This is a genomic window from Actinomycetota bacterium, from assembly GCA_014360645.1.
In the GTDB taxonomy this organism is placed as follows: domain Bacteria; phylum Actinomycetota; class Geothermincolia; order Geothermincolales; family RBG-13-55-18; genus Solincola_B.
Window position 1 is genome coordinate 152,525 of sequence record JACIXD010000002.1, and the last position, 24,292, is coordinate 176,816.

At 67.5% G+C, this 24,292-nt stretch carries 28 protein-coding genes, 1 tRNA gene and 1 riboswitch; of the genes, 3 read left to right on the forward strand and 26 right to left on the reverse strand.

Annotated features, from left to right (window positions below; all coding sequences use genetic code 11):
* The 10 genes from plsX to H5T74_02220 all read right to left on the reverse strand — a co-directional run bounded on the left by plsX (position 1) and on the right by H5T74_02220 (position 9,344).
* Positions 1 to 963: a phosphate acyltransferase PlsX gene (plsX, locus tag H5T74_02175; GenBank protein ID MBC7229184.1), complete on the reverse strand. Its 963-nt coding sequence runs from the start codon at positions 961 to 963 to the stop codon at positions 1 to 3.
* 241 nt (positions 964 to 1,204) lie between these two features.
* Complete coding sequence (rpmF, locus tag H5T74_02180; protein ID MBC7229185.1) at positions 1,205 to 1,381, reverse strand: 50S ribosomal protein L32; 177 nt, start codon at positions 1,379 to 1,381, stop codon at positions 1,205 to 1,207.
* A 111-nt stretch (positions 1,382 to 1,492) separates the two neighbouring features.
* The gene (locus H5T74_02185) at positions 1,493 to 2,074 is read right to left on the reverse strand and encodes a DUF177 domain-containing protein (GenBank protein ID MBC7229186.1); all 582 of its coding nucleotides are present in this window, start codon (positions 2,072 to 2,074) and stop codon (positions 1,493 to 1,495) included.
* Between the two features lie 175 nt (positions 2,075 to 2,249).
* Positions 2,250 to 2,732, reverse strand: a complete 483-nt coding sequence (locus H5T74_02190) for an ATPase (GenBank protein ID MBC7229187.1) — start codon at positions 2,730 to 2,732, stop codon at positions 2,250 to 2,252.
* Positions 2,733 to 3,242, reverse strand: a complete 510-nt coding sequence (gene coaD, locus H5T74_02195) for a pantetheine-phosphate adenylyltransferase (protein ID MBC7229188.1) — start codon at positions 3,240 to 3,242, stop codon at positions 2,733 to 2,735. It abuts the gene before it with no gap.
* Positions 3,239 to 3,838, reverse strand: coding sequence for a 16S rRNA (guanine(966)-N(2))-methyltransferase RsmD (rsmD, locus tag H5T74_02200; GenBank protein MBC7229189.1), 600 nt, complete (start codon positions 3,836 to 3,838; stop codon positions 3,239 to 3,241). Before rsmD ends, coaD begins: the two co-directional genes overlap by 4 nt.
* Positions 3,839 to 3,867: 29 nt before the next feature.
* Positions 3,868 to 4,689 (reverse strand): sortase, encoded by an 822-nt coding sequence (locus H5T74_02205; GenBank protein ID MBC7229190.1) that lies wholly within the window; start codon positions 4,687 to 4,689, stop codon positions 3,868 to 3,870.
* A 535-nt stretch (positions 4,690 to 5,224) separates the two neighbouring features.
* A complete protein-coding gene (gene recG / locus H5T74_02210) occupies positions 5,225 to 7,348 on the reverse strand; it encodes an ATP-dependent DNA helicase RecG (protein ID MBC7229191.1) in 2,124 nt (707 codons plus the stop codon).
* Between the two features lie 26 nt (positions 7,349 to 7,374).
* Positions 7,375 to 8,967: a DAK2 domain-containing protein gene (locus H5T74_02215; GenBank protein ID MBC7229192.1), complete on the reverse strand. Its 1,593-nt coding sequence runs from the start codon at positions 8,965 to 8,967 to the stop codon at positions 7,375 to 7,377.
* A gap of 11 nt (positions 8,968 to 8,978) precedes the next feature.
* Positions 8,979 to 9,344, reverse strand: coding sequence for an Asp23/Gls24 family envelope stress response protein (locus tag H5T74_02220; GenBank protein ID MBC7229193.1), 366 nt, complete (start codon positions 9,342 to 9,344; stop codon positions 8,979 to 8,981).
* A gap of 302 nt (positions 9,345 to 9,646) precedes the next feature.
* Between H5T74_02220 and H5T74_02225 the strand changes: the two genes are divergently transcribed.
* A complete protein-coding gene (locus H5T74_02225) occupies positions 9,647 to 9,832 on the forward strand; it encodes a 50S ribosomal protein L28 (GenBank protein MBC7229194.1) in 186 nt (61 codons plus the stop codon).
* 385 nt (positions 9,833 to 10,217) lie between these two features.
* Positions 10,218 to 11,033, forward strand: coding sequence for an SDR family NAD(P)-dependent oxidoreductase (locus H5T74_02230; protein MBC7229195.1), 816 nt, complete (start codon positions 10,218 to 10,220; stop codon positions 11,031 to 11,033).
* Positions 11,034 to 11,210: 177 nt separating this feature from the next.
* Here the strand turns inward: H5T74_02230 and H5T74_02235 are convergent, their stop codons facing one another.
* The 6 genes from H5T74_02235 to H5T74_02260 all read right to left on the reverse strand — a co-directional run bounded on the left by H5T74_02235 (position 11,211) and on the right by H5T74_02260 (position 16,873).
* Positions 11,211 to 11,801 (reverse strand): hypothetical protein, encoded by a 591-nt coding sequence (locus H5T74_02235; protein ID MBC7229196.1) that lies wholly within the window; start codon positions 11,799 to 11,801, stop codon positions 11,211 to 11,213.
* Between the two features lie 185 nt (positions 11,802 to 11,986).
* Positions 11,987 to 12,766 carry a bifunctional hydroxymethylpyrimidine kinase/phosphomethylpyrimidine kinase gene (gene thiD, locus H5T74_02240; protein ID MBC7229197.1) on the reverse strand — a complete coding sequence of 260 codons (780 nt, stop codon included), beginning with the start codon at positions 12,764 to 12,766 and terminating at the stop codon, positions 11,987 to 11,989.
* A 226-nt stretch (positions 12,767 to 12,992) separates the two neighbouring features.
* Entirely contained in the window at positions 12,993 to 13,988 is a 996-nt protein-coding gene (gene thiL / locus H5T74_02245; protein ID MBC7229198.1) for a thiamine-phosphate kinase, read from the reverse strand.
* 35 nt (positions 13,989 to 14,023) lie between these two features.
* Positions 14,024 to 15,319, reverse strand: a complete 1,296-nt coding sequence (thiC, locus tag H5T74_02250) for a phosphomethylpyrimidine synthase ThiC (GenBank protein MBC7229199.1) — start codon at positions 15,317 to 15,319, stop codon at positions 14,024 to 14,026.
* A gap of 22 nt (positions 15,320 to 15,341) precedes the next feature.
* Positions 15,342 to 15,989, reverse strand: a complete 648-nt coding sequence (thiE, locus tag H5T74_02255; GenBank protein ID MBC7229200.1) for a thiamine phosphate synthase — start codon at positions 15,987 to 15,989, stop codon at positions 15,342 to 15,344.
* Between the two features lie 101 nt (positions 15,990 to 16,090).
* The gene (locus H5T74_02260; protein MBC7229201.1) at positions 16,091 to 16,873 is read right to left on the reverse strand and encodes a thiazole biosynthesis protein; all 783 of its coding nucleotides are present in this window, start codon (positions 16,871 to 16,873) and stop codon (positions 16,091 to 16,093) included.
* Positions 16,874 to 17,027: 154 nt separating this feature from the next.
* A riboswitch (TPP riboswitch) is annotated at positions 17,028 to 17,122 on the reverse strand.
* A gap of 237 nt (positions 17,123 to 17,359) precedes the next feature.
* Between H5T74_02260 and H5T74_02265 the strand changes: the two genes are divergently transcribed.
* Positions 17,360 to 18,073 carry a hypothetical protein gene (locus tag H5T74_02265; protein MBC7229202.1) on the forward strand — a complete coding sequence of 238 codons (714 nt, stop codon included), beginning with the start codon at positions 17,360 to 17,362 and terminating at the stop codon, positions 18,071 to 18,073.
* A gap of 40 nt (positions 18,074 to 18,113) precedes the next feature.
* On the opposite strand, the gene H5T74_02270 is transcribed toward H5T74_02265, so the two are convergent.
* From H5T74_02270 to queD, 10 genes are all read right to left on the reverse strand, one after another.
* Entirely contained in the window at positions 18,114 to 18,332 is a 219-nt protein-coding gene (locus tag H5T74_02270) for a hypothetical protein (protein MBC7229203.1), read from the reverse strand.
* Between the two features lie 2 nt (positions 18,333 to 18,334).
* Complete coding sequence (locus tag H5T74_02275) at positions 18,335 to 18,901, reverse strand: tetratricopeptide repeat protein (GenBank protein MBC7229204.1); 567 nt, start codon at positions 18,899 to 18,901, stop codon at positions 18,335 to 18,337.
* A gap of 17 nt (positions 18,902 to 18,918) precedes the next feature.
* A tRNA-Arg gene (locus H5T74_02280) sits at positions 18,919 to 18,993 on the reverse strand.
* 349 nt (positions 18,994 to 19,342) lie between these two features.
* Positions 19,343 to 20,341 carry an MBL fold metallo-hydrolase gene (locus tag H5T74_02285; GenBank protein MBC7229205.1) on the reverse strand — a complete coding sequence of 333 codons (999 nt, stop codon included), beginning with the start codon at positions 20,339 to 20,341 and terminating at the stop codon, positions 19,343 to 19,345.
* Complete coding sequence (locus H5T74_02290) at positions 20,338 to 20,838, reverse strand: HNH endonuclease (protein ID MBC7229206.1); 501 nt, start codon at positions 20,836 to 20,838, stop codon at positions 20,338 to 20,340. The genes H5T74_02285 and H5T74_02290 overlap by 4 nt, the downstream gene beginning before the upstream one ends.
* Positions 20,839 to 20,992: 154 nt before the next feature.
* The gene (locus H5T74_02295) at positions 20,993 to 21,622 is read right to left on the reverse strand and encodes a DUF3786 domain-containing protein (GenBank protein MBC7229207.1); all 630 of its coding nucleotides are present in this window, start codon (positions 21,620 to 21,622) and stop codon (positions 20,993 to 20,995) included.
* A 31-nt stretch (positions 21,623 to 21,653) separates the two neighbouring features.
* Positions 21,654 to 22,412 carry a 7-carboxy-7-deazaguanine synthase QueE gene (locus H5T74_02300; protein MBC7229208.1) on the reverse strand — a complete coding sequence of 253 codons (759 nt, stop codon included), beginning with the start codon at positions 22,410 to 22,412 and terminating at the stop codon, positions 21,654 to 21,656.
* 46 nt (positions 22,413 to 22,458) lie between these two features.
* Positions 22,459 to 23,046, reverse strand: coding sequence for a DUF366 family protein (locus H5T74_02305; protein MBC7229209.1), 588 nt, complete (start codon positions 23,044 to 23,046; stop codon positions 22,459 to 22,461).
* Between the two features lie 39 nt (positions 23,047 to 23,085).
* Positions 23,086 to 23,781, reverse strand: coding sequence for a 7-cyano-7-deazaguanine synthase (locus tag H5T74_02310; GenBank protein ID MBC7229210.1), 696 nt, complete (start codon positions 23,779 to 23,781; stop codon positions 23,086 to 23,088).
* A complete protein-coding gene (queD, locus tag H5T74_02315; GenBank protein ID MBC7229211.1) occupies positions 23,778 to 24,155 on the reverse strand; it encodes a 6-carboxytetrahydropterin synthase QueD in 378 nt (125 codons plus the stop codon). Before queD ends, H5T74_02310 begins: the two co-directional genes overlap by 4 nt.
* Positions 24,156 to 24,292: the final 137 nt, after the last annotated feature.

Sequence of the window (24,292 nt, forward strand, 5' to 3'; positions counted from 1 at the left end):
TCAGCCGTCCAGCGCCAGCAGGCGCTCGGTGTTCTCCACCAGCCCCGTCCGCACCGCCTCCGCCGCCACGCGGAGGGAATTCTTTATCGCCAGCGCGTCGGAACTGCCGTGGGCGATGATGCACACCCCCCGCACCCCCAGTAGCGGAGCCCCTCCGATGGCGCGATAGTCGAGCTCCCCGCGCAGGGATAGCAGCGCGGGCAGCACGGGCTTCATCTCCTCCTCTGAGAGGGAGGAGAGGTTCTCGAGCAGCCGCCTGGTGATCATGGAGGCCACCCCCTCGATCACCTTGAGGGCCACGTTGCCGGTGAAGCCGTCCGTCACCACCACCTCCGCCCTGTCCGAGGCCAGGTCCCGGCCCTCCAGGTTGCCCACGAAATTGATGCGGCTGTCCGAGCGCAGCAAGCGGTATGCTTCCCGGGCAAGCTCGTCGCCTTTGGTATCCTCCTCCCCGATGTTGAGCAACCCCACCCTGGGCTCATTCACCCCGAACCGGAGCGATGCGTAAGCGCTTCCCAGCAGGGCGAACTGCCGCAGGTGCTCCGGACGGCAATCGGCGTTGGCTCCCGCGTCCAACAGGAGCTTGGGCGCCTGTGCGGGGGGGAGCACCACCGCCACCGCCGGTCTCTTGACGCCCCTCATGCGCCCCCAGGAGAAGAAAGCCGCCGCCATGGCGGCTCCGGTGTTGCCTGCAGAGACCATGGCCTGCGCCCTGCCCTCGCGCACCTCCTCCGCGGCCTTCACCACCGAGGAATCAGCGCGGTCCCTGACCGCCCACGCACCCTCTTCGTGCATCCCCACCACGTCCGGCGCGTGCACCACCGGCAGCTCCCCCCGGCCCTCCCGCGCCAGGGCCTCCCTCAGCACCGCCTCGTCCCCTACCAGCACCACCTCGAGCCCCAGCTCATCCCGGGCGTCAAGGGCGCCCGCCACCGTGGCCCCAGGGGCGTGATCTCCTCCCATGGCGTCCAGCGCTATGGTGAGCTTCTGCGCGCCTTTCCCTTCCTCCACGTCCTTCACGCTCCCCTCCGAAGCGGACGCCGCCGCCGCGCCACGGCCTCCCCGAAAAGAAGGCCGCCTTCCACGGCGGTGCTGGGTAGACCTTTGGTCAGGCCCGGATTCCAGCGGGTCTGCCCGTTCTCTTCACCGATGGGCCTGCAGGGGTCCGCTTCGTGGGTCCGCACGGGCTGCGGCCGCGTCCCGCTCACTCCGTCTCCAGGATCTCCCGGCCGTTGTAGGTGCCGCAGTTGGGACAGGCCCGGTGGGGCAGCTTGGGGGAATGGCACTGCGGGCATTCCGACTTGGGGGGGGCCTGCAGACCCCAGCGCGCCCGCCTGGACGAGGTCCGTGAACGCGATTTCTTGCGCTTGGGAACCGCCATTATCCGGCCTCCGTAAACCTTTCCATCTCTCCTGCTTCTCGATTCCCGTAGAGTATAAGCGTGCGCCCATATACGGTCAAGCGAGGGCACACGCCCCCGTACGGGAACGCCTCACTCCCAGCCCTCCTCCTCGAGTAGGCCCCTGAGGACCTCCAGGCGCGGGTCCGTCTCCTCCGCCTCGCACCGGCAATCGCCCTGGTTGAGGTTCTTGCCGCACCTGGGACAGAGGCCGCGGCAAGCCTCGTCGCAGAGGCGTTTTATGGGGAGCCCAGTCATCACGTTGTCGTTTACCAGCAGGTTCAGGTCCACGGCTCCCTCGTGGATGACGTAGTCGTCGTCCTCCAGGACCTCGGCATCACGCAGCCTCCTCCCCTCCGGCCCTACCGCGCCCAGCCCCGGCCGGCGATAGAACTCGTCCACCGCCAGATCCAGCCGGTGGCGGTATTCCTCAAGGCAGCGGGTACAGTGCACGCTGATGGAGCCCTCTATCCTGCCCTTCACCCGGATGCCATCCGGGCTGCTCTCCATCCACGCCTCCAGCCTCAAGTCGCCTTGTTCTCCCAGATAGACCACTCCTTCATCCCCCACGCGGGCATCCAGGGACACGGAGACCTTCTCTCTGGAGAACACCTTTTTCTGCAGGTTGGTAACAGGTACCTTGAGGCGGCGGTCGAAGGGTGTCTCTCCGGTCATCTCTCTTCCCTCGCCTTCAACGCGATGCCGAGGCGCCGTATGCAACCGGGCGCGGACCTGCCGGATGGGTCTGCGGTGGGGACCCGCGGCCTCGCCCGGATGCTGCGGACGCTTCCGCCCGCTCCACGCCAGGCCCCGGTATGAATATCAACAAGGACGGTGGTCCCGGTACTCCCTAGTCCAGGTCGAACTCCTCTTTGGCCTCTTCCTGCTCCGGAGGGCCCTGCAGCCTCTCCCGCGCCCGCTTGATGACCTCCAGGAGCTTATAGCAGGTGACCTCGAGGTTGGCCAGGCGCTCGTCGGCGTAGTCCTCGGCCTCCAGCCTTATCTCCCTCGCCTGGGCCTGGGCCTCCTCCACGATCCTCTCCGCCTCCGCGCGGGCCGCTTTTATGATCTCCGTCTCCTCGATGAGGCGGGCCCGCTCCTCCTGCGCCTCCTCGCGGATCCTCTCCGCCTCCTTGCGGGCCTCCTCCATGAGCTCCTGCTTTTCCTTCACCATCCATCGCGCCTGCTTGAGCTCCTCGGGAAGAGAGCTGCGGAACTCGTCCAGCAGCTCGAAGATCTCGGTCTCGTTGATCATGACCGAGGAGGAGAAAGGGACGTGCTTGCTGGAGACGATGAGGTCCTCTATCCTATCCAGTTGTTGAAAGACGTCCATCTAGACCGCCCCTTTCCTCAACGCACTGAACTTCCTCGCGAACATCTCCATCAACTCCCCCTCTATCTCCTCCGGCACCAGGCCGGTAATGGATCCACCGTAACAGGCCACCTCACGCACCGCGCTGGAGCTGATGAAGGTGTATTCGGGGTTGGCCATGACGAAGAAGGTCTCCACGTTCTCGTCCATGGCCTGATTTATCTGGGCCATCTGGAACTCGTATTCGAAGTCGCTGATAGCCCTCAGCCCCTTGATGATGGCCGTCGCGCCCACCGCGCGGGCGAAGTCAACCAGCAGGGAGTCGAAGGACTCCACCTCCACGTTCTCCATCCCCGCCGTCACCTTGCGGAGCATCTCCACCCTCTCCTCGAGCGTGAACAGAGGTCGCTTGTAGGGGTTGGCGGCCACCGCCACGATAAAGCGGTCGAAATACCTGCGCGCCCTGCTGATGACGTCCAGATGGCCGCAGGTTATGGGGTCGAAGGTACCGGGGCAGATGGCTACGGTCATGGTTCGCTGGACCCCTCCCGTTCCGGTTTTACAACATTTTCCTCTTTTACATAAACATCCACCGCGGTCTCCCCGTACTTCCGCCGCTCCCGGTGTCTCATACCCGGGGGAGGAGCCGGGGGTGCGCTCCGCAGTGGAGCCTCTATCACCACCACCGCCGAGGGCGCCAGAAAGCCCCCCGCGGCCAGTCTTTTAAGCATCTCCTGACGGTATCGCAAGTCAATTCTATAGGGTGGGTCTATAAAAATCAAATGGAAGGGCGACCGCCTGCCAGCGGTTTTCCGCAGGTAATCCAGTATCTCAGCCCTCACCACCGTGCCTCTGCCGGACATGCCAAGCATATCCAGATTTTCCTGAATAATGCGGCAGGGCTCGCCGCCGCGGTCGACGAACACCGCCTCCGCCGCCCCGCGGCTCAAGGCCTCAAGGCCCAGGGAACCGCTGCCCGCGAAGAGGTCCAGCACCGCCGCTCCCGTCACCCGCTCCCCCAGCATGCTGAAAACCGCCTCGCGCACGAAATCCCGCATGGGTCGCGTGCCGCAGCCGCGGGGGGCCTTGATGCGCCTCCCCCTTGCGTCTCCCGCGATGATCCTCATATCCCTATTCTACGCCAGGCGGCGCGCGGTCATGGCATCGCCTCCCGCACCGCAGCCCTCACCACGTAGCGGTAAGGGGGGTGGAAGGTGGGGGACGGCCTCCCGTCCTCGGCGCAACACACGAAGAGTGTGAGCAGGGGGCGGGGCGAGGGGTCGACGATCCAGGTGTCGGTGTCACGGACCACGAAGCTCTGTTCCAGGCGGTAGAGGTAGCTCCGTCCGCCGTAGGATATGCGTATCTCGGAACCCTCCTGGAGGTCGAAGAGGCGGTTGAAGGGAAAGTCCACCTGGCCGCTGGCATGGGCCATGAGCACCAGGTTTCCCCGCCCGGGGCGTCCCGTGCCGGGGTAATGGCCGACCCCGAATCCGATGGCGCTCGCCACCCCCTGGGGCTGCTGGCCCTCGACCACCGGCCCCGCGTAGGAGAAGGACGGGACCTCGATCTGCATGGCGTCGCTGCGCGTGGTGAAACTGATCTCCACCCCCTCCGAAAGCACCGCACCCCACGCGTCCCGCGCTCCTCCCGCCTGTAGGCGAAAGGTGTATGCGGTACCCGGAGCCAGCAGGTTCACGGGCACCACGAGCACCTCGGATTCCCCCGAGACCGCGAAGGATATCCCCGGCTCGAAAGAGGCCGCGCCGGCCAGTCTGTGCAGGTCCATGGGCCGGTCGAAGGAAAGGGCGATCACGGCGTCCCTGCCCGCCCCCGCGCCTTCAGGCGCCATGACGCGCATGAGCCTCGGGCCGCCCGCGGGGGATGCACCGGACGCCGCCGCCCCGGGCGATGCCAGCGCCGCCAAGCAGCACAGCAACACCGCCGCCACCGCCTTCCTTCCCGCCGCAGGCCTCACCGCGTGATTCCTCCTGCCCGCTCTCCGCCCCCTTCACCTACCGCGTCCATGTCAGGGCTCTTCTCCGTAGAGTGGGGCGAAGGCGGGACAAAGTCAAGGTAAGATCGCATCCCCGCTCGCCACAAAAGGAGCGCTACCGCCTTGCCGGGGGCATGGCGGCGTGGGTTCTCCGCAAGATCGCATCCCCGTTCGCCATGAAAGGAGCGCCGTCCTGTTCCCCGCCCCTTCCATGCGACCGAAGACCGATGTTCATGCCATATGACGCAGCTTCGACTCAAGGCACGGGGGCGTTCCCGTCCCGGTTGCACCGATCATCCCCGGCGTGGACGTAGGGATGCACGCCAGCCGAAGACCGATGTTCATGCCATATGACGCAGCTTCGACTCAAGGCACGGGGGCGTTCCCGTCCCGGTTGCACCGATCATCCCCGGCGTGGACGTAGGGATGCACGCCAGCCGAAGACCGATGTTCATGCCATATGACATGGGATAGACGTGATGATGCCTGTTGACCGAAGATCGAAGATCTGACCCCGTCAGGCGTGGAAGAGCCATTCCAGGATCTCCCCGAAACGCTCCGCCACCTCCAGGCGCAGCAGCGCGTTCTCCGGCCTAGACAGGCGGGGGTCGGCTTCCACCAGAGAAACGGCATCGGCCCTCGCCAGCTTCAGGAGGCGGAAGTCCCTTATCAGCCGCGCCACCTTCAGATCGGGCATACCTGACTGTCGCGTGCCGAACAGAGAACCCTCGCCCCGGATCTCCAGGTCCGCCTCGGCCAGCCGGAATCCGTCGTCGATCTCCGCGATGGCACGCATGCGCCTCCGGGTCTCCTCGCTTTCCCCCTCGAAGACGAAGACGGCATGGGCGGGGTGCTCTCCCCTTCCCACCCTTCCTCTCAACTGGTGCAGTTGGGAGAGCCCGAAGCGGTCGGCGTTCTCCACCATGATCACGGTGGCGTTGGGTATATCGATGCCCACCTCGATCACCGTGGTGGACACGAGGATGTCCGTCTCCCCCGTTCGGAACGCCCGCATGGCCTCGTCCTTCTGCGCCTTGGGCATCTGCCCGTGCAGCAGGCCCACGCGCGCCCCCGGAAAGACCCGGCGTATCTCGCCCGCCTCCTTTTCCGCCGCCTTCGCCTCCACGGCGGGGGAATCCTCCACCAGGGGGCAGACCACGAAGGCCTGCCGCCCCTTCTCCAGCTCTCCTGCCACGAGGGCATAGGCCTCCTTCCGACCCTGGGGGCCGATGACCAGGGTACGGGTGCCGGCCCTCCCCGCCGGCAGCTCGTCGAGGGTGGAGACCTCCAGGTCGCCGTATAGGGTGAGGGAGAGGGTGCGCGGGATGGGCGTGGCGGTCATGATGAGGGTGTCGGGGTGGCTCCCCTTCTCTTTTAGGAGCATGCGCTGCCTCAGACCGAAGCGGTGCTGCTCGTCTATCACCGCCAGACCCAGGCACGCGAACTCCACGTCGCCCTGGATGAGGGCATGGGTGCCGACGAGGATGTCCAGGTCACCCGTGCGCGCCGCTTCCAGGATCTCCCTCCTCCTCGCCGCCGCGGTGGCGCCGGTGAGCAGCTCCACGCGCACCCCCGGCACCTCCTTGAGCAAGGCGCATATGTTCCTGTAGTGCTGTTCCGCCAGCACCTCGGTGGGCGCCATGATGGCCCCCTGGTAGCCGCCCTCGCAGGCGTTGAGCAGAGCGGCCAGGGCCACCACCGTCTTTCCGGATCCCACCTCCCCCTGGAGCAGGCGGTTCATGGGAGCGGGCCTGGCCATGTCCGCGGCGATCTCCCCCAGCGCCCTTTCTTGGGCCGCCGTGAGGCGGAAGGGCAGGGAGGAGATGAAGGACGCCACCAGCTCCCCGGGAGGGGGATGGGGGATGCCGTGCGTCTCCAAGGCCATGTGCCTGCGCCGCAAGGCCAGGGCCACCTGCATCACCAGCAGCTCCTCGTAGGCCATGCGATGCCGGGCGCGGTTGAGGCGCCCCTGCGAGGTGGGGAAATGCATCTCGCGCAGGGCTAGGGCACGGTGGGGGTAACCGCGGCGCAGGCGCAGGGCGAGCGGGAGTGGGTCGGGCAGGTCCCCGTACTGGTCCAGCGCCCGCATGACCAGGCGCCGCAGCACGGCGGCACTCATCTTCTGGCTGGCGGGATGGATGGGGATGATGCGCCCCGTATGCACCGTCCTCTGGCCCACCTCGCCCGTGTCGCCCACGACGTCGTAGGCCGGGTTGACCATCTGCAGCCGGCCGAAGCGGTACTGGACCTTGCCCGAGAACACCGCCTCCGTCCCGGGGGGGAGGCGGTCGGCGTGATAGGGCTGGTTGAACCATATCAGGTTGAGGTACGCGGAGCCGTCGTAGATGGAGATGTTGAGCACGCTGCGGTTGCGCGAAAGGCGGTTGAACTCCACCTGGCGCACCGTGCCCAGGACGGTGGCCTCCTCTCCGATGCGCACCTCCCCGATGCGCGACACCCTGCGCCGGTCGACGTAACGGCGGGGAAAATGGAAGAGCAGGCCCTCCACGGTCTCTATCCCCATGGCACGCAGGTTGCGCAGGAAACCCCCTCCCACGCCGGAGACGGCGCTCACCGGCTTTCGCAGCGACCTCCAGTTGCCCTCCAGCACGGAGACCCTGCGCTCTTCATGACCGGACATGTCGCCGCCCCGTGGATCACCGCCGCCTACTCCACGCCGAAGATGTAGTGATATACGGGCTGTCCCCCGTCTATCACCTCCACCTCCAGGCCCCTGCCCTCCAGGAGATCGACGATGGGACCGTGGTCCAGGCCGCGGGCCTCCTCGCCGATGATCACGCTGACGATCTCGTCTCCCTTCTCCACCATCCTCTCCAGGAGCTCCGTGGCGGCCTGCAGCGCGTCATGCGAGGCGGAGACGATCTCCCCGCGGAAGAGCCCGATGAACTCCCCCTTCCGTATCTTCCTCTTCTTCACCTTGCTGTCGCGGACCGCCGCCGTCACCGCTCCCGTCTTCACGCTCCCCAACGCCTCGCCCATCCTATCGCGGTTGTCAGCCAGGTCGCTCCGGGGATCGTAGGCCACCATGGCCGCGAAGCCCTCGGTGATGGAGACGGCGGGGATCACCGCCACCTCTTTGGAGGTCAGCTCCCGCGCCTGCTCCGCCGCGGGGATGATGTTCTTGTTGTTGGGGATGAGCAGCACCTTATCCTGGGGGAGGCTGTCGATGGCGTCCAGCATCTCCGCCGTGCTGGGGTTCATGCTCTGTCCCCCGTCCACGATGAGGTCCACCCCCATGGAGCGCAGGATCTCCTTGATGCCTTCGCCCACCGCCACCGCCACCACGCCGATGGGCTTTTCCCGCGCCGCCGAGCGAGCCGTCCCCGCCTCCTCCACCTGGAGCTTGAGGTCGGTGATCTCCACGTCCGTGAGGCGGCCCGCGGCCGAGGCCTCCTCGATCACCTTCCCCAGCTCGTCGGTGTGCACGTGCACCCGGTAGAGCCTGTCTCCCCCCACCACCAGAACCGAGCCGCCCAGGGTGTGCAGCACCTCGCGGAAACGCTTCGCGCGTGAATCCTTGCAGTGCAGCATGAACTGGGCCTCGTAGCGGTAGTCCTCCCCTTCCGCAGACCCCGGAAGTACGGCCTGCGCCACCTCCTCCTCGACGGCCTCCAGCTCCTCGCCGCTGAGGTAGGCGAGCATGCCCTCGAAGATGGCCAGCAGTCCCCTTCCTCCCGCATCCACCACGCCGGCGTCCTTGAGCACCGGCAGGAGGTCGGGCGTATGCTCCAAGGTCTCCCTGGCCTTGATCACCACGCCGGCCAACCACTCCTGCAGGGAGACTCCGGATCCCCTTAGCTTCTCGCCCTCCTCCGCCGCCTCCCGCACCACGGTGAGGATGGTCCCCTCCACCGGCTTCATCACCGCGCGGTATGCCACCTCCGAGCCACGGGAAAGGGCGCGGGAGAAAACCTCCACGTCCACGAGGTCGTTCTCCCCCAGCACCTCGGTCATCCCCTTGAGGATCTGGGAGAGCACCACGCCGGAATTGCCCCTCGCCCCCATGAGGGAACCGCGGGATATGGCCTGGCAGAGGCCTTTCATGTCGTGATGGTTGGCGCTCCTGACTGCGTCCCTCACCGCCTGCATGGTGAGGAGCATGTTGGTGCCCGTGTCCCCGTCGGGGACCGGGAACACGTTCATGGCGTTTATCTCTTCCTTGTGGACCCTCAGGGCCTCTATGGCCTTGTCGACCAGCCCGACCAGGTCCCCGGCCCCCAGGCTCTCCAACGACTGCATGCTAGCCGCGCTCAGTTTGCCCTTACCCCCTGCACGTGCACCTGCACCTCTTCCACCTTGAGCCCCGTGCTGCTCTCCACCATGTACTTGACCTGCTCTATGAGGTTGTGCGCCACCTCGGCGATGTTGATCCCCGCCTCCACGATGACGTAGAGGTCGAAGCTGACCCCCTCTTCGCGCCGGCGCAGGCGGACTCCCTTGCGCAGCGACTCCCTTCCCAGGAGCTCGGCCACGCCCTCGTGAAAGCTCTGGCTGGCCATGCCCACGATGCCGTAACAGCGGGTGCAGGTGAGCCCGGCCAGGTCGGCCAGCACGTCGTCGCTGATGGTTATCTTTCCCAGCGACTCCCGATCCCTCTCGCGTTCCGCCTCGACCATGCCCGCAAGCCTCCTTCCTCCGCCCGGAACAGAAAGATTATAGCAACCGCCGGCGACGCAGCACCACAGCTTCCGCGCAAGGGAGGCGCGGGCGGCGCCTGCCGCCGCGGCGTAGGCCGCGTGCGGGCCGACCGGCGCGGCGACGCCGCTCTTCGAGGGGACCTTCGGCGCACCGCTTCGAGTAGATTTTTGTTTTTTGGCAACGAAACCTTTTCGTGTTGATTTATTATGAGTCAATTCGTCGTATTGTAACCACCTGCGGCTTCTGTTAACATACACCCGTATGTTCGGAGGAGGTATGGATGTCCAGGATATGCGAGATCTGCGGGAAAAAGCCCGGTTTCGGGTTTAACATCAGCCACTCACACCGCAAGACCAAGCGCAGGTGGAACCCCAACATCCAGAAGGTCAGGACGGTGGTGGACGGAAAGCCCGCCCGCATCAACGTGTGCACCAAGTGCATGAAGGCGGGGAAGGTGAGCAGGTAGGCGCGCAGGTTCCGCGCCTTTGACCTTCGATCTTACCGCAACGGCAGCTCCCGTGGGGGGGCCGCGCGGCGGGGATGGAGAAGACACGCGCACCCGTGGGGGGTTCGACAACGACTTCAGGGCAACGGCAGCTCCCGTGGGGGGCCGCGCGCAGCCGGAGACAACGCGGGCAAGAAAGCGCACATGAGATGACTCTCCCGGCAACGCCCCCTCCATACCCGGGGTGATCGTGGCGGCGCCTGCCGCGGACGGGGTCACGGGCCCGGTGGTGAGCCCGGTCGGTAACCCGGACCTGCGGCAGGTATGATCCGTATGGGAACAAGGGAGGAAGAACAGGAGTACGCCGCGCCGCGGCGCGGTGTCCGCGGGGAGAAAGGATGAGGGGATGAAGGATCTCAGGGGCAAGGTGGTCCTGGTCACCGGAGCGGCCCGGGGCATGGGAAAGCTGCACGCCGCCAACTTCTGCCGCGAGGGCTGCCGCGTGATCATGACCGACATCGACGAGGCCGAGCTCGACCGCGCCGCGGAAGAGCTGAGGGGAAAGGGCGGGGAGGTCTACGCCTACCGCCACGACGTGTCGAGCCGCGAGGACTGCTTCGCGGTGGTGGAGAAGGCGGTTCGCGAGGTGGGCCCCATCGACGTGCTGGTGAACAACGCAGGGGTCACCGAATGCAGGGCCGTCCTGGACCTCTCCGAGCAGGCGGTCAGACGCATGATGGAGGTAAACTACTACGGGTACGTGTGGATGATGCAGGCGGTGGTCCCGGACATGGTGCGGCGCGCCAGCGGACACGTGGTGAACATCTGCTCCGTGGCCGGCAAGACGGGCACCGCCAGGATGGGCGGCTACTGCGCCACCAAGTTCGCCAACATCGGTATCACCGACAGCATCCGTATGGAGCTGCGGGGGAGCGGGGTCGATTTCACCATCGTCAACCCGGGCTACGTGGCCACCGGGATGTTCGAGGGCGGTAAGCCCCCCATCATCACCCGCTGGCAGGACCCCCAGAAGGTGGCCGACGTGGTGCTGGAGGCGGTGAAGAAGAACAAGGCCGAGGTCTGCGTGCCCCGCTTCGACGTGTGGCTGGTGGCCTTTCTGCGGGGCCTGTGCATGCCCAGGCTACTGGACTTCATCTTCCACCTCACCAGGGTTGACAGGTCCATGGACAACTGGTGCCGGGTGGGCGACCGCCCCTTCTGACGGGCGGATCGGCACGCCCCGGCCTCCCTCCGCCGTGGTCGGTTTTGGCCCTCGCGATGCCGGCTATGCCCGGCGCACGCAACGGGGGCGGCGGCTTTTCGCCCCGCCCCCGTTGCGCCAGGCCTTGCCCCCTCCGCCGCGCCATCCCTACTGCGGCGGAGGGTAGGAAGCCGTCCGTCAGGACTCGAGCTTCTTGTCCAGCTTGATCTGCTCCGCCTCCTTCATCAGCTTATCGATGTCGTCCCCCAACTCCTGGAGCATGGTCATCTCCTCGCTCTCCATCATCATGGAGATGAGGTCCACCTGCTGCCCCTGGGCCAGGGCGATGAGGGTATCGCTGAGCTTAGCCAGCAGGGTCTGGGCCGCCGCCAGCTGCTTCTTCATCAGCTCGATGGCCTCCATCATCTTGGCGGCATAGTCCTTGTAGTCCTGCACGCCTTCCAGGCCGTTTATCTTCTTGTACTCGGCATAGGCGGCATCGATGTTTTTCCCGATGGCCGCGAAGGTCTCCTCGAACTCCTTCTTCAGGGCCTCCCCCATCTCCCCGGTGAAGGCGGAATAATCTCCACCGATGGCTTTGGTGGCTATCTCGGTCTGCTTCTCCTCCAGCCCTTCCCAGGTGGTCTCCACGGCATCGATGTACTCGTCGCCCTTCTTCATGTACGACTTGGCCTCGTCCTTGTTCTTGTCACCGCCGCAGCCGGCGACGAAGGCCAGCGTGGAAAGGCATAACGCGGCGATGAGCCCGGCGACCAGCAGTTTCTTCATCCTCTCTACCTCCTTCTACCCGTCAACGGTCCCTCCCACAAACACTACTCGGTATATTATATTCCATCCTTGTTGCCCTTATCCCTTTTACGTGCATGATCTGAGGCCCTACATCTTATGCGCGTTCCAGCGCCCACTCCACCGGCCGGCCCCATGCGTCCGCCACGTCCCCGCCGCCGGCTCCCTCAACGGGAAGGATGGACGGGGCCCCGCCCGCGCCCCAGGCGCAGGGAGTTCGCGAGGGCGCGCAGGGTGTCCTCCCTGGCTCCCGCCGCCGCGCGGTCAGGCGGCTCTCCCCGCGCCAGCCGCGTCGCCAGGGCGGCGGAATACACGCATCCCGTGCCGTGGTCATCGGACGTCTCAACCCTGGGTCCCCTGAACTCCAGCATGCGCCTCCCGTCGTAGTACACGTCCACCGTCTCTCCTCCCGGCAGATGCCCCCCCTTCACCACCACGTGGCGCGGCCCCAGGCGGAGCAGAGCCCGTGCCGCCTCGTGCATCTCCTCAAGGCCCGCGACGGGGAAACCCGCGAACTCCTCGGCCTCCGGGAGGTTGGGGGTGAAAAAGGCCGCCAGGGGGAGAAGGCGCTCCACCAAAGCCTCCTTCCCTTCCTCATCCAGCAGGGGATGCCCGCTGGAGGAGAGGAGGACGGGATCCACCACCAGGTCCGCCGCGCCCCGGCCCGCCAGGGTCGTGGCGACCGCCCGCACCACCTCCGCGTTGGCGAGCATGCCCGTCTTTATGGCCGCCACCTCGAAGTCCTCCAGCACCGCCAGCATCTGCGAGACCACCACTGGGGCGGGAATGTCGTAGCGCTCGAGCACTCCCTTGGTGTTCTGGGAGGTGACGCTGGTGACCGCGCATGCCCCGTGGGCACCCAGGGCGTAGATGGTCTTGAGGTCCGCTTGGATACCGGCACCCCCTCCGGAATCGGAACCCGCCACCGTGAGCACCACGGGAAGGATCACCGCATGCCTCCCGCATATATCGGCAGCTCGAGCCAGGGGGCGGCGGGCACCCGACACGCGCTTCTTCGACGTCCCGGACGGGAGGGCGGACGGCGGTGCCGTGCATGGGCCTCGGCTCGCGCGTCCGCGGGAAGCGACCGCTCTCCTTTCCGGTAAGAGCGCGTCCGCTGTCCGCGCGGCAAGGCAACCCGCACGATACGCGACGCCCCCGCCTCCTCGCTCCTCATCCCCCGGGCTCCCGGAAATGTTCGTAGCCCCATCGCCCGGGGCGTACCCGCCTTCCCTCGCGGTCCACCAACTCCACCCCTTCCCCGGAGATGATGTCGCCGATGACCGTCAGTCCCGCGTCGCCCGCCAGCCCCTCCAGGACCTCCGCGTCGGCGACCACCAGGAGCTCGTAGTCCTCACCGGCGCCGAGGGCGGCTTCCAGCGCCTCCTCGCCCATGCGGCCGGCGGCCTGCCACGCCTGCGGTGATATGGGAATATTATCCATCACGATCCTGGCTCCCACCCCGCTTTCCTCGCAGACATGCCCCAGGTCTCGCAGTAGGCCGTCGCTGATGTCTATGGCCGCCGAGGCCCCCGCCTCCAGGGCCATCCTCCCCTCGCGCAGCCGGGGACGGGGATAGAGGTGACGAACGGCGCAGAAGTCGTCCGTGTCTCCGCCTTCCATCAGCAGCTTCATCCCCAGGCCGGAATCCCCCAGGGTACCGGTCACCGCCACCGCCTGTCCGGGCCGAGCCCCGCCGCGGGCGAGGAACCTCCCCTCCGGTAGGGTCCCCACCAGGGACACGGAGATGAAGAGATGCCGCGGGGAGGTCACCACGTCCCCACCCACCACCGCGCATCCGAACTCCTCTCCGCAGTCGCGCAGTCCGCGGTACAGCTCCTCCACCGCCTCGGCCTCCAGGTCCCCCCTCAGCCCCAGCACCACCAGCGCGTAGGCGGGAGTCCCTCCGCCCATGGCCGCGAGGTCGGAGAGGTTGACCGCCAGCGCCTTGTATCCCAGGGAATGCCAGGGGGTATAGGCGAGGTCGAAATGCACGCCCTCCACCATGGCGTCGGCGGTGTAGGCGAAGCTCCCGCCGCCTCGCGCGGCGAAGACGGCGGCGTCGTCGCCGACCCCCAGCACCATGCCCTCCAGCGCGGAATCAAGCCCGCGCCGCAGCTCCGCGATGAGCCCGAACTCCCCCAGCTCCTCCAGACGCATTCTCTCCACCTCCGGCTACCCCTGCTTCGCGCGGAGCGCGATCCTCAATCGCAGGCGGGCGCCTCCTCGCGTCCCAGGTACTCGGCTATGAAGCGCATGGCGCAGAAATCCCCGCACATGGTGCACGCCCTCTCTCCCTCCACCTGGCGTTCCCCGAACAGGCGGCGCGCCTTCACCGGGTCCAGGGCGAGGCGCAACTGCTCCTCCCAGTCCAGCCCTTTCCTGGCGCGGCTCATCTCCAGGTCCCAGGCGCGTGCGCCGGGAAGACCTCGCGCGAGGTCGGCGGCGTGTCCCGCGATGCGGGTGACCACCACCCCCTCCCTCACATCATCCGCCGTGGGCAACCCCAGGTGCTCACGCGGCGTGACGTAGCATAGGAAATCGGCGCCCGCGAGGGCGGCCAGCGCCCCCCCGATGGCCGCCGCGATGTGGTCGTATCCCGCCGCCACGTCGGTGACCAGGGGACCCAGCACATAGAAGGGCGCGCCGCGCGTGATGGCCTTGGCCATGCGCACGTTGGCCTCCACCTGGTGGAGTGGGATATGGCCGGGCCCTTCCACCATGCACTGCACGCCGGCCTCGCGGCAGCGGCGCACCAGCTCGCCCAGCACCACCAGCTCCGCCAGCTGCGCGGCGTCGCTGGCGTCCTCGATGCACCCCGGGCGCAGGCCGTCGCCCAGGGAGAGGGTCACCTCGTGCCGGCGCGCTATCTCCAGCAGGCGGTCGAAGTCCTCGTAGAGGGGGTTCTCCTCCTGGTTGTGGAGTATCCATCCTGCGAGGAAGGCCCCCCCGCGGCTCACGATGTCCGCCACGCGCGGGTTGGCCTTGAGGGCCTCCAGCACCCCGGAGGTGACCCCACAGTGCACGGTGATGAAATCCACCCCCGAAGCGCAGTGGTCCTCCACGGCGCGGAAGATATCCTCGGCCTTCATGGCCACGATGCTCCCCCGCTCCTCCTGGGCTCTCACCGCCGCCTGGTAGATGGGCACCGTGCCCACGGGAACAGGAGAGGCGCTCACCACGGCCCTCCTCACCTCGTCGATGGGGCCGCCCGTGGAGAGGTCCATGACCGCATCGGCGCCCGCCTCCACCGCCGCCCTCAGCTTTTCCAGCTCCTCTCCGATGGTGGCGTAGTCGCTGGAGGTCCCGAGGTTGGCGTTCACCTTGGTGCGGGAGCCGCCGCCCACCACGCATGGCCTCCGCAGGGGCCGGGCACGGTTCGCCGGGATCACCGCCCTCCCCTCCAGCAGGGCCTGCGCCAGGGCTTCCTTCTCCATGCCCTCCTCCGCCGCCAGCCTCTCCAGGAGGGAGACCTCCTCGCCCGCCCTCAGACGGTCCAAAAGCGTCTTCTCTAACACGTCTCTACCTCCCTACGCGGTGGGCATCCACGATCCCGCGCAGGCGCTCCACCGCCATCTCCATGTTATCCGCGGCGCTCACCGCCGAGATCACCGCGATACCGTCGGCGCCGGCCTCCAGGACCCGGGCGGCGTTCGAGGCATCGATGCCTCCTATAGCCACGAGGGGGAGGTCGACCGCCTCCCTGATCCTCCTCAAGCCCTCTATGCCCACGGGTTCGCCTGCATCCGGCTTGGTGGGGGTGGCGAAGACCGGGCCCACCCCGATATAATCCGCTCCCGCCGCGCGAGCTTCCAGGGCCTCCTCCACCGTGCCCGCCGATACTCCCAGGACCATGTCCTCCCCCACCAGGCGCCGCGCTGCCGCGGGTGGCAGGTCATCCTGCCCGACGTGCACCCCGTGGGCCTCGCAGGCAAGCGCCACATCCACGCGGTCGTTTACCAGGAAAAGGCAGCCCCTCCCGGCGGCCCGCACCAAGGAGGCCACCTCTCCGGCCAGGCGCAGCAGCTCCCTTCCCCCCGCCTCCTTGTCTCGCAGCTGCACGGCGTCCGCCCCTCCCCGCAGCGCCGCCCGGGCGACATCGAGATGATCGATCCCCCGCCCGGGGTCGCGGCAGGTTATCACGTAGAGCCCCAGCTTCACCCGCCTCATCTACATCCGCCTCCCATATACTTCCTCTTTCCTCTCCTCTCGCCCCTTTTCCCCGCCCCTCCGCGGCATGCCGAGGGGGCATTCGCTCGAGTCCGGGCCCATCACCCCAGGAGCTCGAGGGCGAGGCGGGCCGCCTCCCGCCCGGAGAGCAACATGCCTCCGAAGACCGCCCCCATGCGGTGGGACCCATACACCGCGTTGGCGGTCATGCCCGCCACGATGAGCCCGGGGTGCACCTGGCGCGTGTTGTGCACCAGGGCGGCCTCGCCCTTTTCCGCCCACATGGACCTCTCCCCCGCCACCGTTCCGTCCGTCGTGAGCAGGCGGATCCCCGGCGCCTTCCTCGCCAGGGTGCGGCAGACCTCTGCATCGTGCCCGGTGGCGTCGATGACCAGGCGCGATCTCAGGGCGAGGGGATCGACGTGCAGCCCCGCCCTCTCCACCGCCATCCAGTTGAGCACCACGCCGCAAACGCGGTCGTCCTCCCTCAACACCAGGTCTTCCACGCCCATGCCTATCCAGATGCGTGCTCCGGCATCGATGGCGGCCGCCGCGCTGCGGGAGACCGCCTCCACCGCGTCCACCACGTAAAGGCCGTCCCCGCAGGGCTTGAGGGCCACCCCCGTCTCCTCTATGATCCCACGCGCCTCCTCCTGGACCACGATGCGGGGGAAGAGCATCCCTCCGCCCCACATGCCGCCCCCCACGTAGAGGTTGCGCTCGAATACCGCCACCCGCGCTCCTCCCCGCGCCAGGTAGCGCGCGGCGGTGAGGCCGCTGGGGCCCGCTCCCGCCACCGCCACGTCCAGCTCCAGGTCCTCCAGAAAATCGGCGGTAAAAGAACGTACTATGGCCGCCGTGATGGCGGTCTCCTCCAGGGCCATCTCCCCTCCTTTTCTCCTCGCCTCTCGCTTTCTATCCGCCATGCGGCGCTCCAGGCGCGCCGCCGCCCGCTCCTTCCGCCCTCGCGCCGCGCCCCTCCACCCGGCAGCGCGAAAGCAAAGGCGCCGCTCACCTGAAACGGTATGCGGCGCCCTCGCTGCGCTCTTGCACGTTCCCTACGCCGGCATTACCCGGATCAGGTTCAAGGGTATGCTCTCAGCCCCCGCTCGGGAGCACCCCTACATGCTTGTTATTCGTTTTTCAAACCCGCTCGTCCCGCGGGCCCCAAACCTCACGCCCTTCATGATAACTCATACCGGCACCGGGGTAAACGACGCGGGTCATGTCCTTTCCGCCGCTCCCTGCGGGTCTCCCCGTCCCCCTCCCGTCGTCATGCCCGAGAGGCGCGGTCCCGGTCGCCGGGGCCGGGGAACCCTCCTCGAGGTCTCCCTTGCTGGTATAATCTCCCTTGAAAGGAGGGTTCGCACATGGCCGATAAAGAGGAACGCAAGAAGGTGAGCAAGCCGCGCGGGGACGAGCCCGCCGGCTCGAGCGCGAAAAGCAAGGGCGGTCCTTCCCCGGACGCCGGTAAGACGGCGGCGCGAAAACCGGCTTCCGGGAAGCGCGCGCGCGGCGGCGCCAAGGACGGGACGCCGGACGGGGGAGCGGAGGCCGCGGGACGTAAGAGAAAGAGCGGGCCGGCGGCGCCGGGTCAAGAGGAGGCCGCGGCCGGGGAGGCCGCCGGGAAGGCGGTGGACGCCGAAAAGGCCCGCGAGGCGGGAGAGGCGGAGGCCGTCGGGAAAGATGAGGGCGACAGGATGAGAGAGGCCGGACGAGAGGAGGCCGCAGCCGGGGAGGCCGACGGGAAGGCGGTGGACGCCGAAAAGGCCCGCGAGGCGGGAGAGGAGATGAGCGAGGAGGAGTTCCGCCGCCTGGTGGAGGAGAGCCTGGAGAAGGTCACCGTGGCGGAGGTGGCCTTTACCATGATGAACCAGCTCGCCAGCATGGGCTATCTCAAGATGGGCCTGCCGGAGAGCGTGAACCTGAAATACCGCGACTTCGAACAGGCGGCGCTGGCCATCGACCTGCTGGAGGCCATGATCAAGGGGGCCGAGGGCAGGATGTCCGAGGAACTCCTGCGGCCTTTCCGGGGAACCCTGGCCAACCTGCAGATGAACTTCGTGCAGCTGCGCAGGCGGTGAGTCGCGTGGGCGTTCCCGCGCCTCACCGCCTCATCCACGATCAGGATACGGCGTCGACGGCTGCGACGCTGATGTACACGGACTCGCGCTCGTGGCGCTCTCCGGCCAGGGTGCAGCTGACGTCCCTCAGAACCAGGAACCCGCCCTCGCTGACCTCCTCCAGGTCGCCCCGGAAATAATGCCCTCCCGACGTCCAGACCATGAGTTCCCGTCCCGCCTTGTCGGCCAAGGCGCGCCGCAGCGCTTCCAATTCGGCCATGCTCACACTCCTTCCCTCAGTCTCTGCAGGCGCCGGCGGGCCCGCGCGTCGTGGGGCTTGTAGAAGAGGTAGTCCTCCAGGTCCTGGATGGCCTCCTCCACGCCTCCCCTCTCCATCCAGGCCAGCGCTCGCTTGTAATAGGCCTGGGCGTAATCCGGATACAGCTCCAGGGCGAGGGAGTAGTCCTTCACCGCGGCCTCGTGTTCTCCCGCCGACGCCAGGATATCACCCCGTGCGCAGTAGGCCGCCGCGAAGTCGGGTTTCAGTTTGATGGCCCTGCTGAGCGCCTCTAGGGCCTCGTGGTGACGCCCCGCCTTCCCCAGGGCTATGCCCAGGTTGTACTGGGCCACCACGAACTCCGGGTACAGCTCCACCGCGCGCCGGTACATGGGGATGGACTGCTCCCATTCTCCCCTGGAATCGTGGAGTTGCGCCCGGGAGTTCAGTTCCGTGGCCTCCTTGATGGCCTCTATCCGTCCCCCGGAAAGGGCGAAACCGCACACGGGACAATTGTCCACTCCCAGAGGGATCTCCTTGGTGCAGTTGAAGCAGCGCGTGGTCTCGGCCACCCTCGATCCTTTAAAAATGGCGCCCTTGGGGAGATTCGAACTCCCGCACGTGGCTCCGGAGGCCACTGCTCTATCCACTGAGCTACAAGGGCACCGTTAACCCTGATTTCCCCTCCATATTATCAAGGCAAGAGGGGCTTTTCAATTTGCCGTTTCTTCTCCATGCCCTTCGCCTCACGGACGGGACGCAACGCCCTGCTCCCCGGATCGAGCATCCAGCAGAGCTCCCCCTTTCCTCTCGCCTGACCCGTTCGGTCCGTGGGGGCGACAAAGCGGTCTCCCGATCCTCTCAAACCGAAAACGCAAGCCGGGGCGCCGAGGCATCCCTCTCCGGCGGGCGCGGCCGCAGCGCGGTGGGCCGCGCCTCCCGGGGTGCGCGGCCCGGGGGTCTTTCCTCCCTTCGCCCGCGCGCCCCGGGCGCCCGAGAAAGGGGGCCTCCGATCAAGATGAGGTGAAGCGCCAGACCTCTCCCCCGCGGTCGCACCGCACCAGCCCCTCTTTCTCCAGGATGAGGAGGTGGCCCAGCGCCTCCTTAAGGGCCAGGAAGTGGTCCACCTGGGGGGGCTTCCCTCTCACCTGCGGGAAGAGGCGCAGCGCCGTCTCCCACACCGTCACGCAACCCCGCTTAACCGCCTCAAGCGTCTTCTCCAGGCGCCGCTGGTGGTGCAGCAGGTTCATGTCTATCCTGCGCGACGCCTTGTCGATGGGACCGCCGTGCCCGGGGTAGGCCACCGCGATGTCGTAGCCGCGCAGCAGCTCCAGGGACTCGAGGAACTGCGGCAGTCCGGTCATCTCCCCCCGCCACGGCGGACAGTACAGCTCGGGGTTGGGGGTGATGGAGCGCATGAGGTGGTCGCCCGAGAAGAGCAGCCCCTCGGAGCGCTCGTAATAGCACAGGTGTCCGGCGGTGTGTCCGGGGGTATGCACCGCCTCCAGCTCGCGGTCGCCGGCCTTCACCCGCTCTCCCCCCCGCAGGGGGACGTCCACCGGGCAGGGCTGCGAGAGGCCGGTCCAGACATGCGCCAGGGAGAAGATGGCCTCCGCCACCTCGCGCGGGAAGCCCATGCGCTCGGAAAGGGAGGCGTAGCAGCGGTATTCCTCCTCCAGGCGGGCTCCCGCGCGCTCGATGCGCGGTCTCTCGAAGCGGTGCGCCGCCACGGCGCCGCCCGTGCGGGCGCGCAGGCGTGCCGCCATGCCGAAGTGGTCGATGTGGGAGTGGGTGAGGTAGATGAACTCCAGCTCCGCCACTCCCGCACGCCGCAACGCCTCCGCCACCACCTCCTCGAGTAGGGGGTGAAAGGGGCCCGCGTCTATGAGCGCGGGGTGTTCTCCCGTGAAAAGGTAGAGGTTGAAGTTCTTCAGCTCGTGCTGGATGGGTACCTCGATGCGGAAGACGTCCTCGCTCAGCCGCCGCAGGATGTCGCCGCCGTTGCCGTTCATCCCACCAGGGCCGTCTCCAGGTAGGGCTCCCAGGTGGGATGGATGTCCCCCGCCTGGCTGAAGATCCAGATGTGGTCGTGGGGCTCCACCGGCTTTCGCGCCAGCTTCAGGCCGGCCTCGGAGGGGAGGCGGTTCATCTTGCGCGTGTTGCAGCGCCTGCAGGCGGCCACCACGTTCTCCCATACGTGCTTTCCTCCGCGGCTGCGCGGGATCACGTGGTCGATGCTCTCGGCGCGGGCGCCGCAGTACTGGCAGGTATATCCATCCCTGATGAAGACGGCGCGCCGGCTCAGGGCGACGGAACGGTAGGGGGCATTTACATAATATACCAGGCGTATCACCGTGGGATAGGGCATGGACATGCGCTCGGCATGCAGGCGGGCGTCCAGCTCCTCGATGATCTCGGCCTTGTTCTTGAGCACCAGCACCACGGCCCTCTTCACGTTCACGAGGTTCAACGGCTGATATGACGCATTGAGGACCAGTACCCTGCGCATCGTCTCCCTGCCCCTGCGGCACACCGCCGACCTCCGATGCCGATCCCTGCCGCGGGCCTCGGTCTCCTTTCCCCTTCGCGGTTCCGCCACTTTGCCCCTAATCATAAACCATGCCGGGTCGTTTTGAACAGGATGCGCGTTTGCCGCCCCGCCTTCAGCGGACCCGGTCGAGGCCGGAGATGATCCGCGCCGCCGCCAGCTCCGCCAGCACCTCCAGGTCCTCGGTGGGGAGGTAGCCGGGGGCCGAGGCGTCGAAGAGGACCCTGGCCGAGGCGGGGAACTCCTCGTCCCGCTCGTTGAAGACGAGGAGCAGGGGAACGCGCGGCAGCACGTACCACACGGCCGCCACGTCACCGGGAAGGTCCCGGGGAAGCGCCTCGCGCTCCACCCAGGCGCGCAGGTCATGGAGGCGCCCCTCCAGGGCACGGGAGAGGGGGGCCTCGACATCGGCATGGAAGGCCGGTTCGTGGTAGCGGGCGCCGGGCAGGTCCCGGTACGCCACCCATCTCTCCTCCACCTCGCCGCCGTCCGCCTTCAGCAGGTAATGGAGGATGATGATGGATTCCTCGGGTGCGGCTGGCTCGCCGCCGGCGCGGCGCACCTCTCCCAAGGGATAGGCGACGGTGTGGGCCTCGCCGCAGAAAGGCACCTCGAAGCGCCTTTCCGCAAAGGAATAGGTGACGCCGGCGCGGGAAGCCATCCACGTGGGGTCTCTGGCGGCAAGCTCCTCCGCCGCCTTCTTCCTCGCTTCCCGGAACCGGTCCTCCGCTTCCTCGCCGTGCATGATTTCCTCCTCGGCCGCCTCCAGTCCCGCGCTACCTCGCGCCCCACGCCCTGTGCATCTGGGGCACCACCCTCACCGCGGCGAAGAAGGGCGCCGCCACCAGGGCGAGCTCCCGCGCATGCCGCGGCGACAGGGCTACGCCTCTTCCGCGCCATGCCGGCTGCAGCACCAGCGTGAGCTCCGCGGCCTCGCCCGCCAGCCGGTGGCACGCTTGGGCCACCTCCTCGGGGGTGACCCCCTCCTCCACCACCATCTTCAGAAATACCTCTCGTGCGCGCGCCGCCTGCAGGAAGCGGCGCTGGGCGTCGCCGAGGTCCGCACCCTGGATATGGTAGGGCAGCTTGAGGTCCATGGCTATGATGTCGACCCAGGGCAGCAGCCTCTCCAGCTCCCGGTAAAGGGTGCCGTTGGTCTCGAGATATACGGGCATACCCTTCTCCCTGAGGGCGGGAAGCAGGGACGCCAGCGCCTCCGCCTGCAGGAGGGGCTCACCACCCGTCACGCTCACCGCCTGCATCTCCCGCGACCACAGCGAGGCCACGGCCTCGGCGAGCTCGCTTGCCGCCACGGGATTGACCAGGCTCCGGGCATCGCCTTCCCAGCGCGAGACCCGCGCCGCCGCCACGTGCTCCCTGGCCTCCGGGGTGTCGCAGTACGAGCACGCGAGGTTGCATCCCGAAAGGCGGACGAAGACCTGGGGGGCGCCGCAGTACAGCCCCTCCCCCTGGAAGGAGGGGAAGACCTCGTGCACGTACAGGGAAGCGGCTTGCACATCCATGCATCCGGTCATGGCGGGTCCTTGCGCCGGCGGCCTCCGTGGCGCGGACGGCGCGCCTTCAGCTCACGCCCCTCACCTTGCAGCGGGCCTGTTCGATGCCCTTCATCTCGTTGATGAAGCCCTGCAGCACCTTGAGGATGAAGTCGTCCACCGGCACCTCGAGGTCGTCCAGCCCCAGGGTGGGCACGGGGGTGTTCTCGCTGCTGATGTTCACGCCGAGGTGGATGAGGGCGGACACCGGACTCACCGTGGCCACCGATACCGTCAGCTTGCGGTTCTCCTCCTCGCCCTCCTCCGCCTCCACCTCGATATAGAGGTCATCCCCCCTGCGGGTGATGAACAGCTCGGGCTTCAGTTCCTCGATGACGTCCTTGACCACGCACAGGAAGAGGCGCTGCAGGACCACGGCGCGCTCCAGGTCGCAGCCGAAGAGCTCCACGATGAAGTGCGCCATCTCATCGCTCCTGATCTCGGCGCGGTTCTTGCGGTCCTCGGCGTCCACCAGGCTCTCCACCCCCACCCGGCAGGGACCGCGGAAGGCGAGGATGGAGTCACCCTGCACGTCGTGCACGGTATAGGAGTACAGGGAGCGGAGCTGTGAGCCGTCATAGGTTATCTTCTTGCCCTTGATGTACTTGCCTTTCATTCCCCCTCCCGTCGGCCCTGAGCGCCGTCCGCGGCGGCTTCATCCGGCGGCGAAAAACCCGGCCAGGCGTTCCCTCACCCCCAGGCCCGCCGCCGCCCCGAGCAGTCGCGCGCACGATTCGCAATGCCCGCACATCGCAGTCCCTCCATTATAGCATGCCCAGATGAGGCTGAAGTCCAGCTCGCGGGCGAGGGCTTCACGCAGTATATCCATTTTATCCCAATCTAGGGTGAAGCTGCGCAGCCCTATTCCCGCCCGCGTGGAATAGCGCAGGGCGCGGTTCGTCTCTTCCAGGAAGGCGCGCGAGTTGTCCGGGAAGGTGGCCGCCTCCTCGGCGTTGAGCCCCATCACCACCCACCTCGCGCCCAGCGCCTCCGCCACGCACGCGCCCATGGCCGCCAATAGGCCGTTGCGGTTGGGGACCCAGACCGCGCACGTCGTCTCACGCATCGCGGTTTCGTTCCCCAGCGCGGAGACGTCCACCTCCGGCAGCGGCCCCCCCGCCGTGGTCAAGGCATCGCGGGAAAGCTCCCCCAGCCACCTCGCCTCCAGCACCAGGTGCCTCACGCCGCGCGCGGTGCACAGCCTCCCAGCCCTCTCCACCTCTCGTCCCGCCGCCCGCTGGCCGTAATCCACGGTCACCGCAGCCGCTACCCCGCCTTCCTCAAGGGCCAGGAGAAAGTTCACCGCCGAATCGAGGCCGGCCGAGAGCATGACCACGTTCTCGCCCATCATCCCTCCCGGTAGACCACCTCGGTGTCCGGCGACTCGCTCACGCTGACCCAGGCCAGGCTGGCCCCGGGCGCCGCGGCTCGCACCCTCTCCTCCAGCACCCGGTAGAGGTAACGGGCGATGTTCTCCGAGGTGGGAGAGAGGCGGTCGAAGGGCTCCAGGTCGTTGAGGCAGGAATGGTCGAAGGGGGCCACCGCCTCGCCCAGCATGGCCTCGAGGTCGTGGAAATCGATGACCATCTCTCCGGGACCGAGGTCGCTCCCGCATACCGCGGCCCTCACCCTCCAGGTGTGGCCGTGCAGGCGCGCGCACTTCCCCTCGTAACCGCGTAGGAAGTGGGCCGCGCTGAACCCCACCGCCGCGCGTATCTCGTACATGGACCCATTGTACCATCGCGGGGCGGGAGGTCTTGCTGACGCATCCGCAGTCAGGGTCCCGCATCCCCGATCTCTTCCCGGGCTACCGGTCCGCGGAAGAAGGCACGGCGGCCCCCCGCCGGGACACGGCCGAACGC

Bases quoted from the DNA above. Each gene is read 5' to 3' on its own strand.
- plsX (MBC7229184.1), bottom strand. From the start codon at position 963: ATGGGAGGAGATCACGCCCCTGGGGCCACGGTGGCGGGCGCCCTTGAC.
- rpmF (MBC7229185.1), bottom strand. From the start codon at position 1,381: ATGGCGGTTCCCAAGCGCAAGAAATCGCGTTCACGGACCTCGTCCAGG.
- H5T74_02185 (MBC7229186.1), bottom strand. From the start codon at position 2,074: ATGACCGGAGAGACACCCTTCGACCGCCGCCTCAAGGTACCTGTTACC.
- H5T74_02190 (MBC7229187.1), bottom strand. From the start codon at position 2,732: ATGGACGTCTTTCAACAACTGGATAGGATAGAGGACCTCATCGTCTCC.
- coaD (MBC7229188.1), bottom strand. From the start codon at position 3,242: ATGACCGTAGCCATCTGCCCCGGTACCTTCGACCCCATAACCTGCGGC.
- rsmD (MBC7229189.1), bottom strand. From the start codon at position 3,838: ATGAGGATCATCGCGGGAGACGCAAGGGGGAGGCGCATCAAGGCCCCC.
- recG (MBC7229191.1), bottom strand. From the start codon at position 7,348: ATGTCCGGTCATGAAGAGCGCAGGGTCTCCGTGCTGGAGGGCAACTGG.
- H5T74_02215 (MBC7229192.1), bottom strand. From the start codon at position 8,967: ATGCAGTCGTTGGAGAGCCTGGGGGCCGGGGACCTGGTCGGGCTGGTC.
- H5T74_02220 (MBC7229193.1), bottom strand. From the start codon at position 9,344: ATGGTCGAGGCGGAACGCGAGAGGGATCGGGAGTCGCTGGGAAAGATA.
- H5T74_02225 (MBC7229194.1), top strand. From the start codon at position 9,647: ATGTCCAGGATATGCGAGATCTGCGGGAAAAAGCCCGGTTTCGGGTTT.
- H5T74_02230 (MBC7229195.1), top strand. From the start codon at position 10,218: ATGAAGGATCTCAGGGGCAAGGTGGTCCTGGTCACCGGAGCGGCCCGG.
- H5T74_02235 (MBC7229196.1), bottom strand. From the start codon at position 11,801: ATGAAGAAACTGCTGGTCGCCGGGCTCATCGCCGCGTTATGCCTTTCC.
- thiE (MBC7229200.1), bottom strand. From the start codon at position 15,989: ATGAGGCGGGTGAAGCTGGGGCTCTACGTGATAACCTGCCGCGACCCC.
- H5T74_02260 (MBC7229201.1), bottom strand. From the start codon at position 16,873: ATGGCCCTGGAGGAGACCGCCATCACGGCGGCCATAGTACGTTCTTTT.
- H5T74_02265 (MBC7229202.1), top strand. From the start codon at position 17,360: ATGGCCGATAAAGAGGAACGCAAGAAGGTGAGCAAGCCGCGCGGGGAC.
- H5T74_02270 (MBC7229203.1), bottom strand. From the start codon at position 18,332: ATGGCCGAATTGGAAGCGCTGCGGCGCGCCTTGGCCGACAAGGCGGGA.
- H5T74_02285 (MBC7229205.1), bottom strand. From the start codon at position 20,341: ATGAACGGCAACGGCGGCGACATCCTGCGGCGGCTGAGCGAGGACGTC.
- H5T74_02290 (MBC7229206.1), bottom strand. From the start codon at position 20,838: ATGCGCAGGGTACTGGTCCTCAATGCGTCATATCAGCCGTTGAACCTC.
- H5T74_02295 (MBC7229207.1), bottom strand. From the start codon at position 21,622: ATGCACGGCGAGGAAGCGGAGGACCGGTTCCGGGAAGCGAGGAAGAAG.
- H5T74_02300 (MBC7229208.1), bottom strand. From the start codon at position 22,412: ATGACCGGATGCATGGATGTGCAAGCCGCTTCCCTGTACGTGCACGAG.
- H5T74_02305 (MBC7229209.1), bottom strand. From the start codon at position 23,046: ATGAAAGGCAAGTACATCAAGGGCAAGAAGATAACCTATGACGGCTCA.
- H5T74_02310 (MBC7229210.1), bottom strand. From the start codon at position 23,781: ATGATGGGCGAGAACGTGGTCATGCTCTCGGCCGGCCTCGATTCGGCG.
- queD (MBC7229211.1), bottom strand. From the start codon at position 24,155: ATGTACGAGATACGCGCGGCGGTGGGGTTCAGCGCGGCCCACTTCCTA.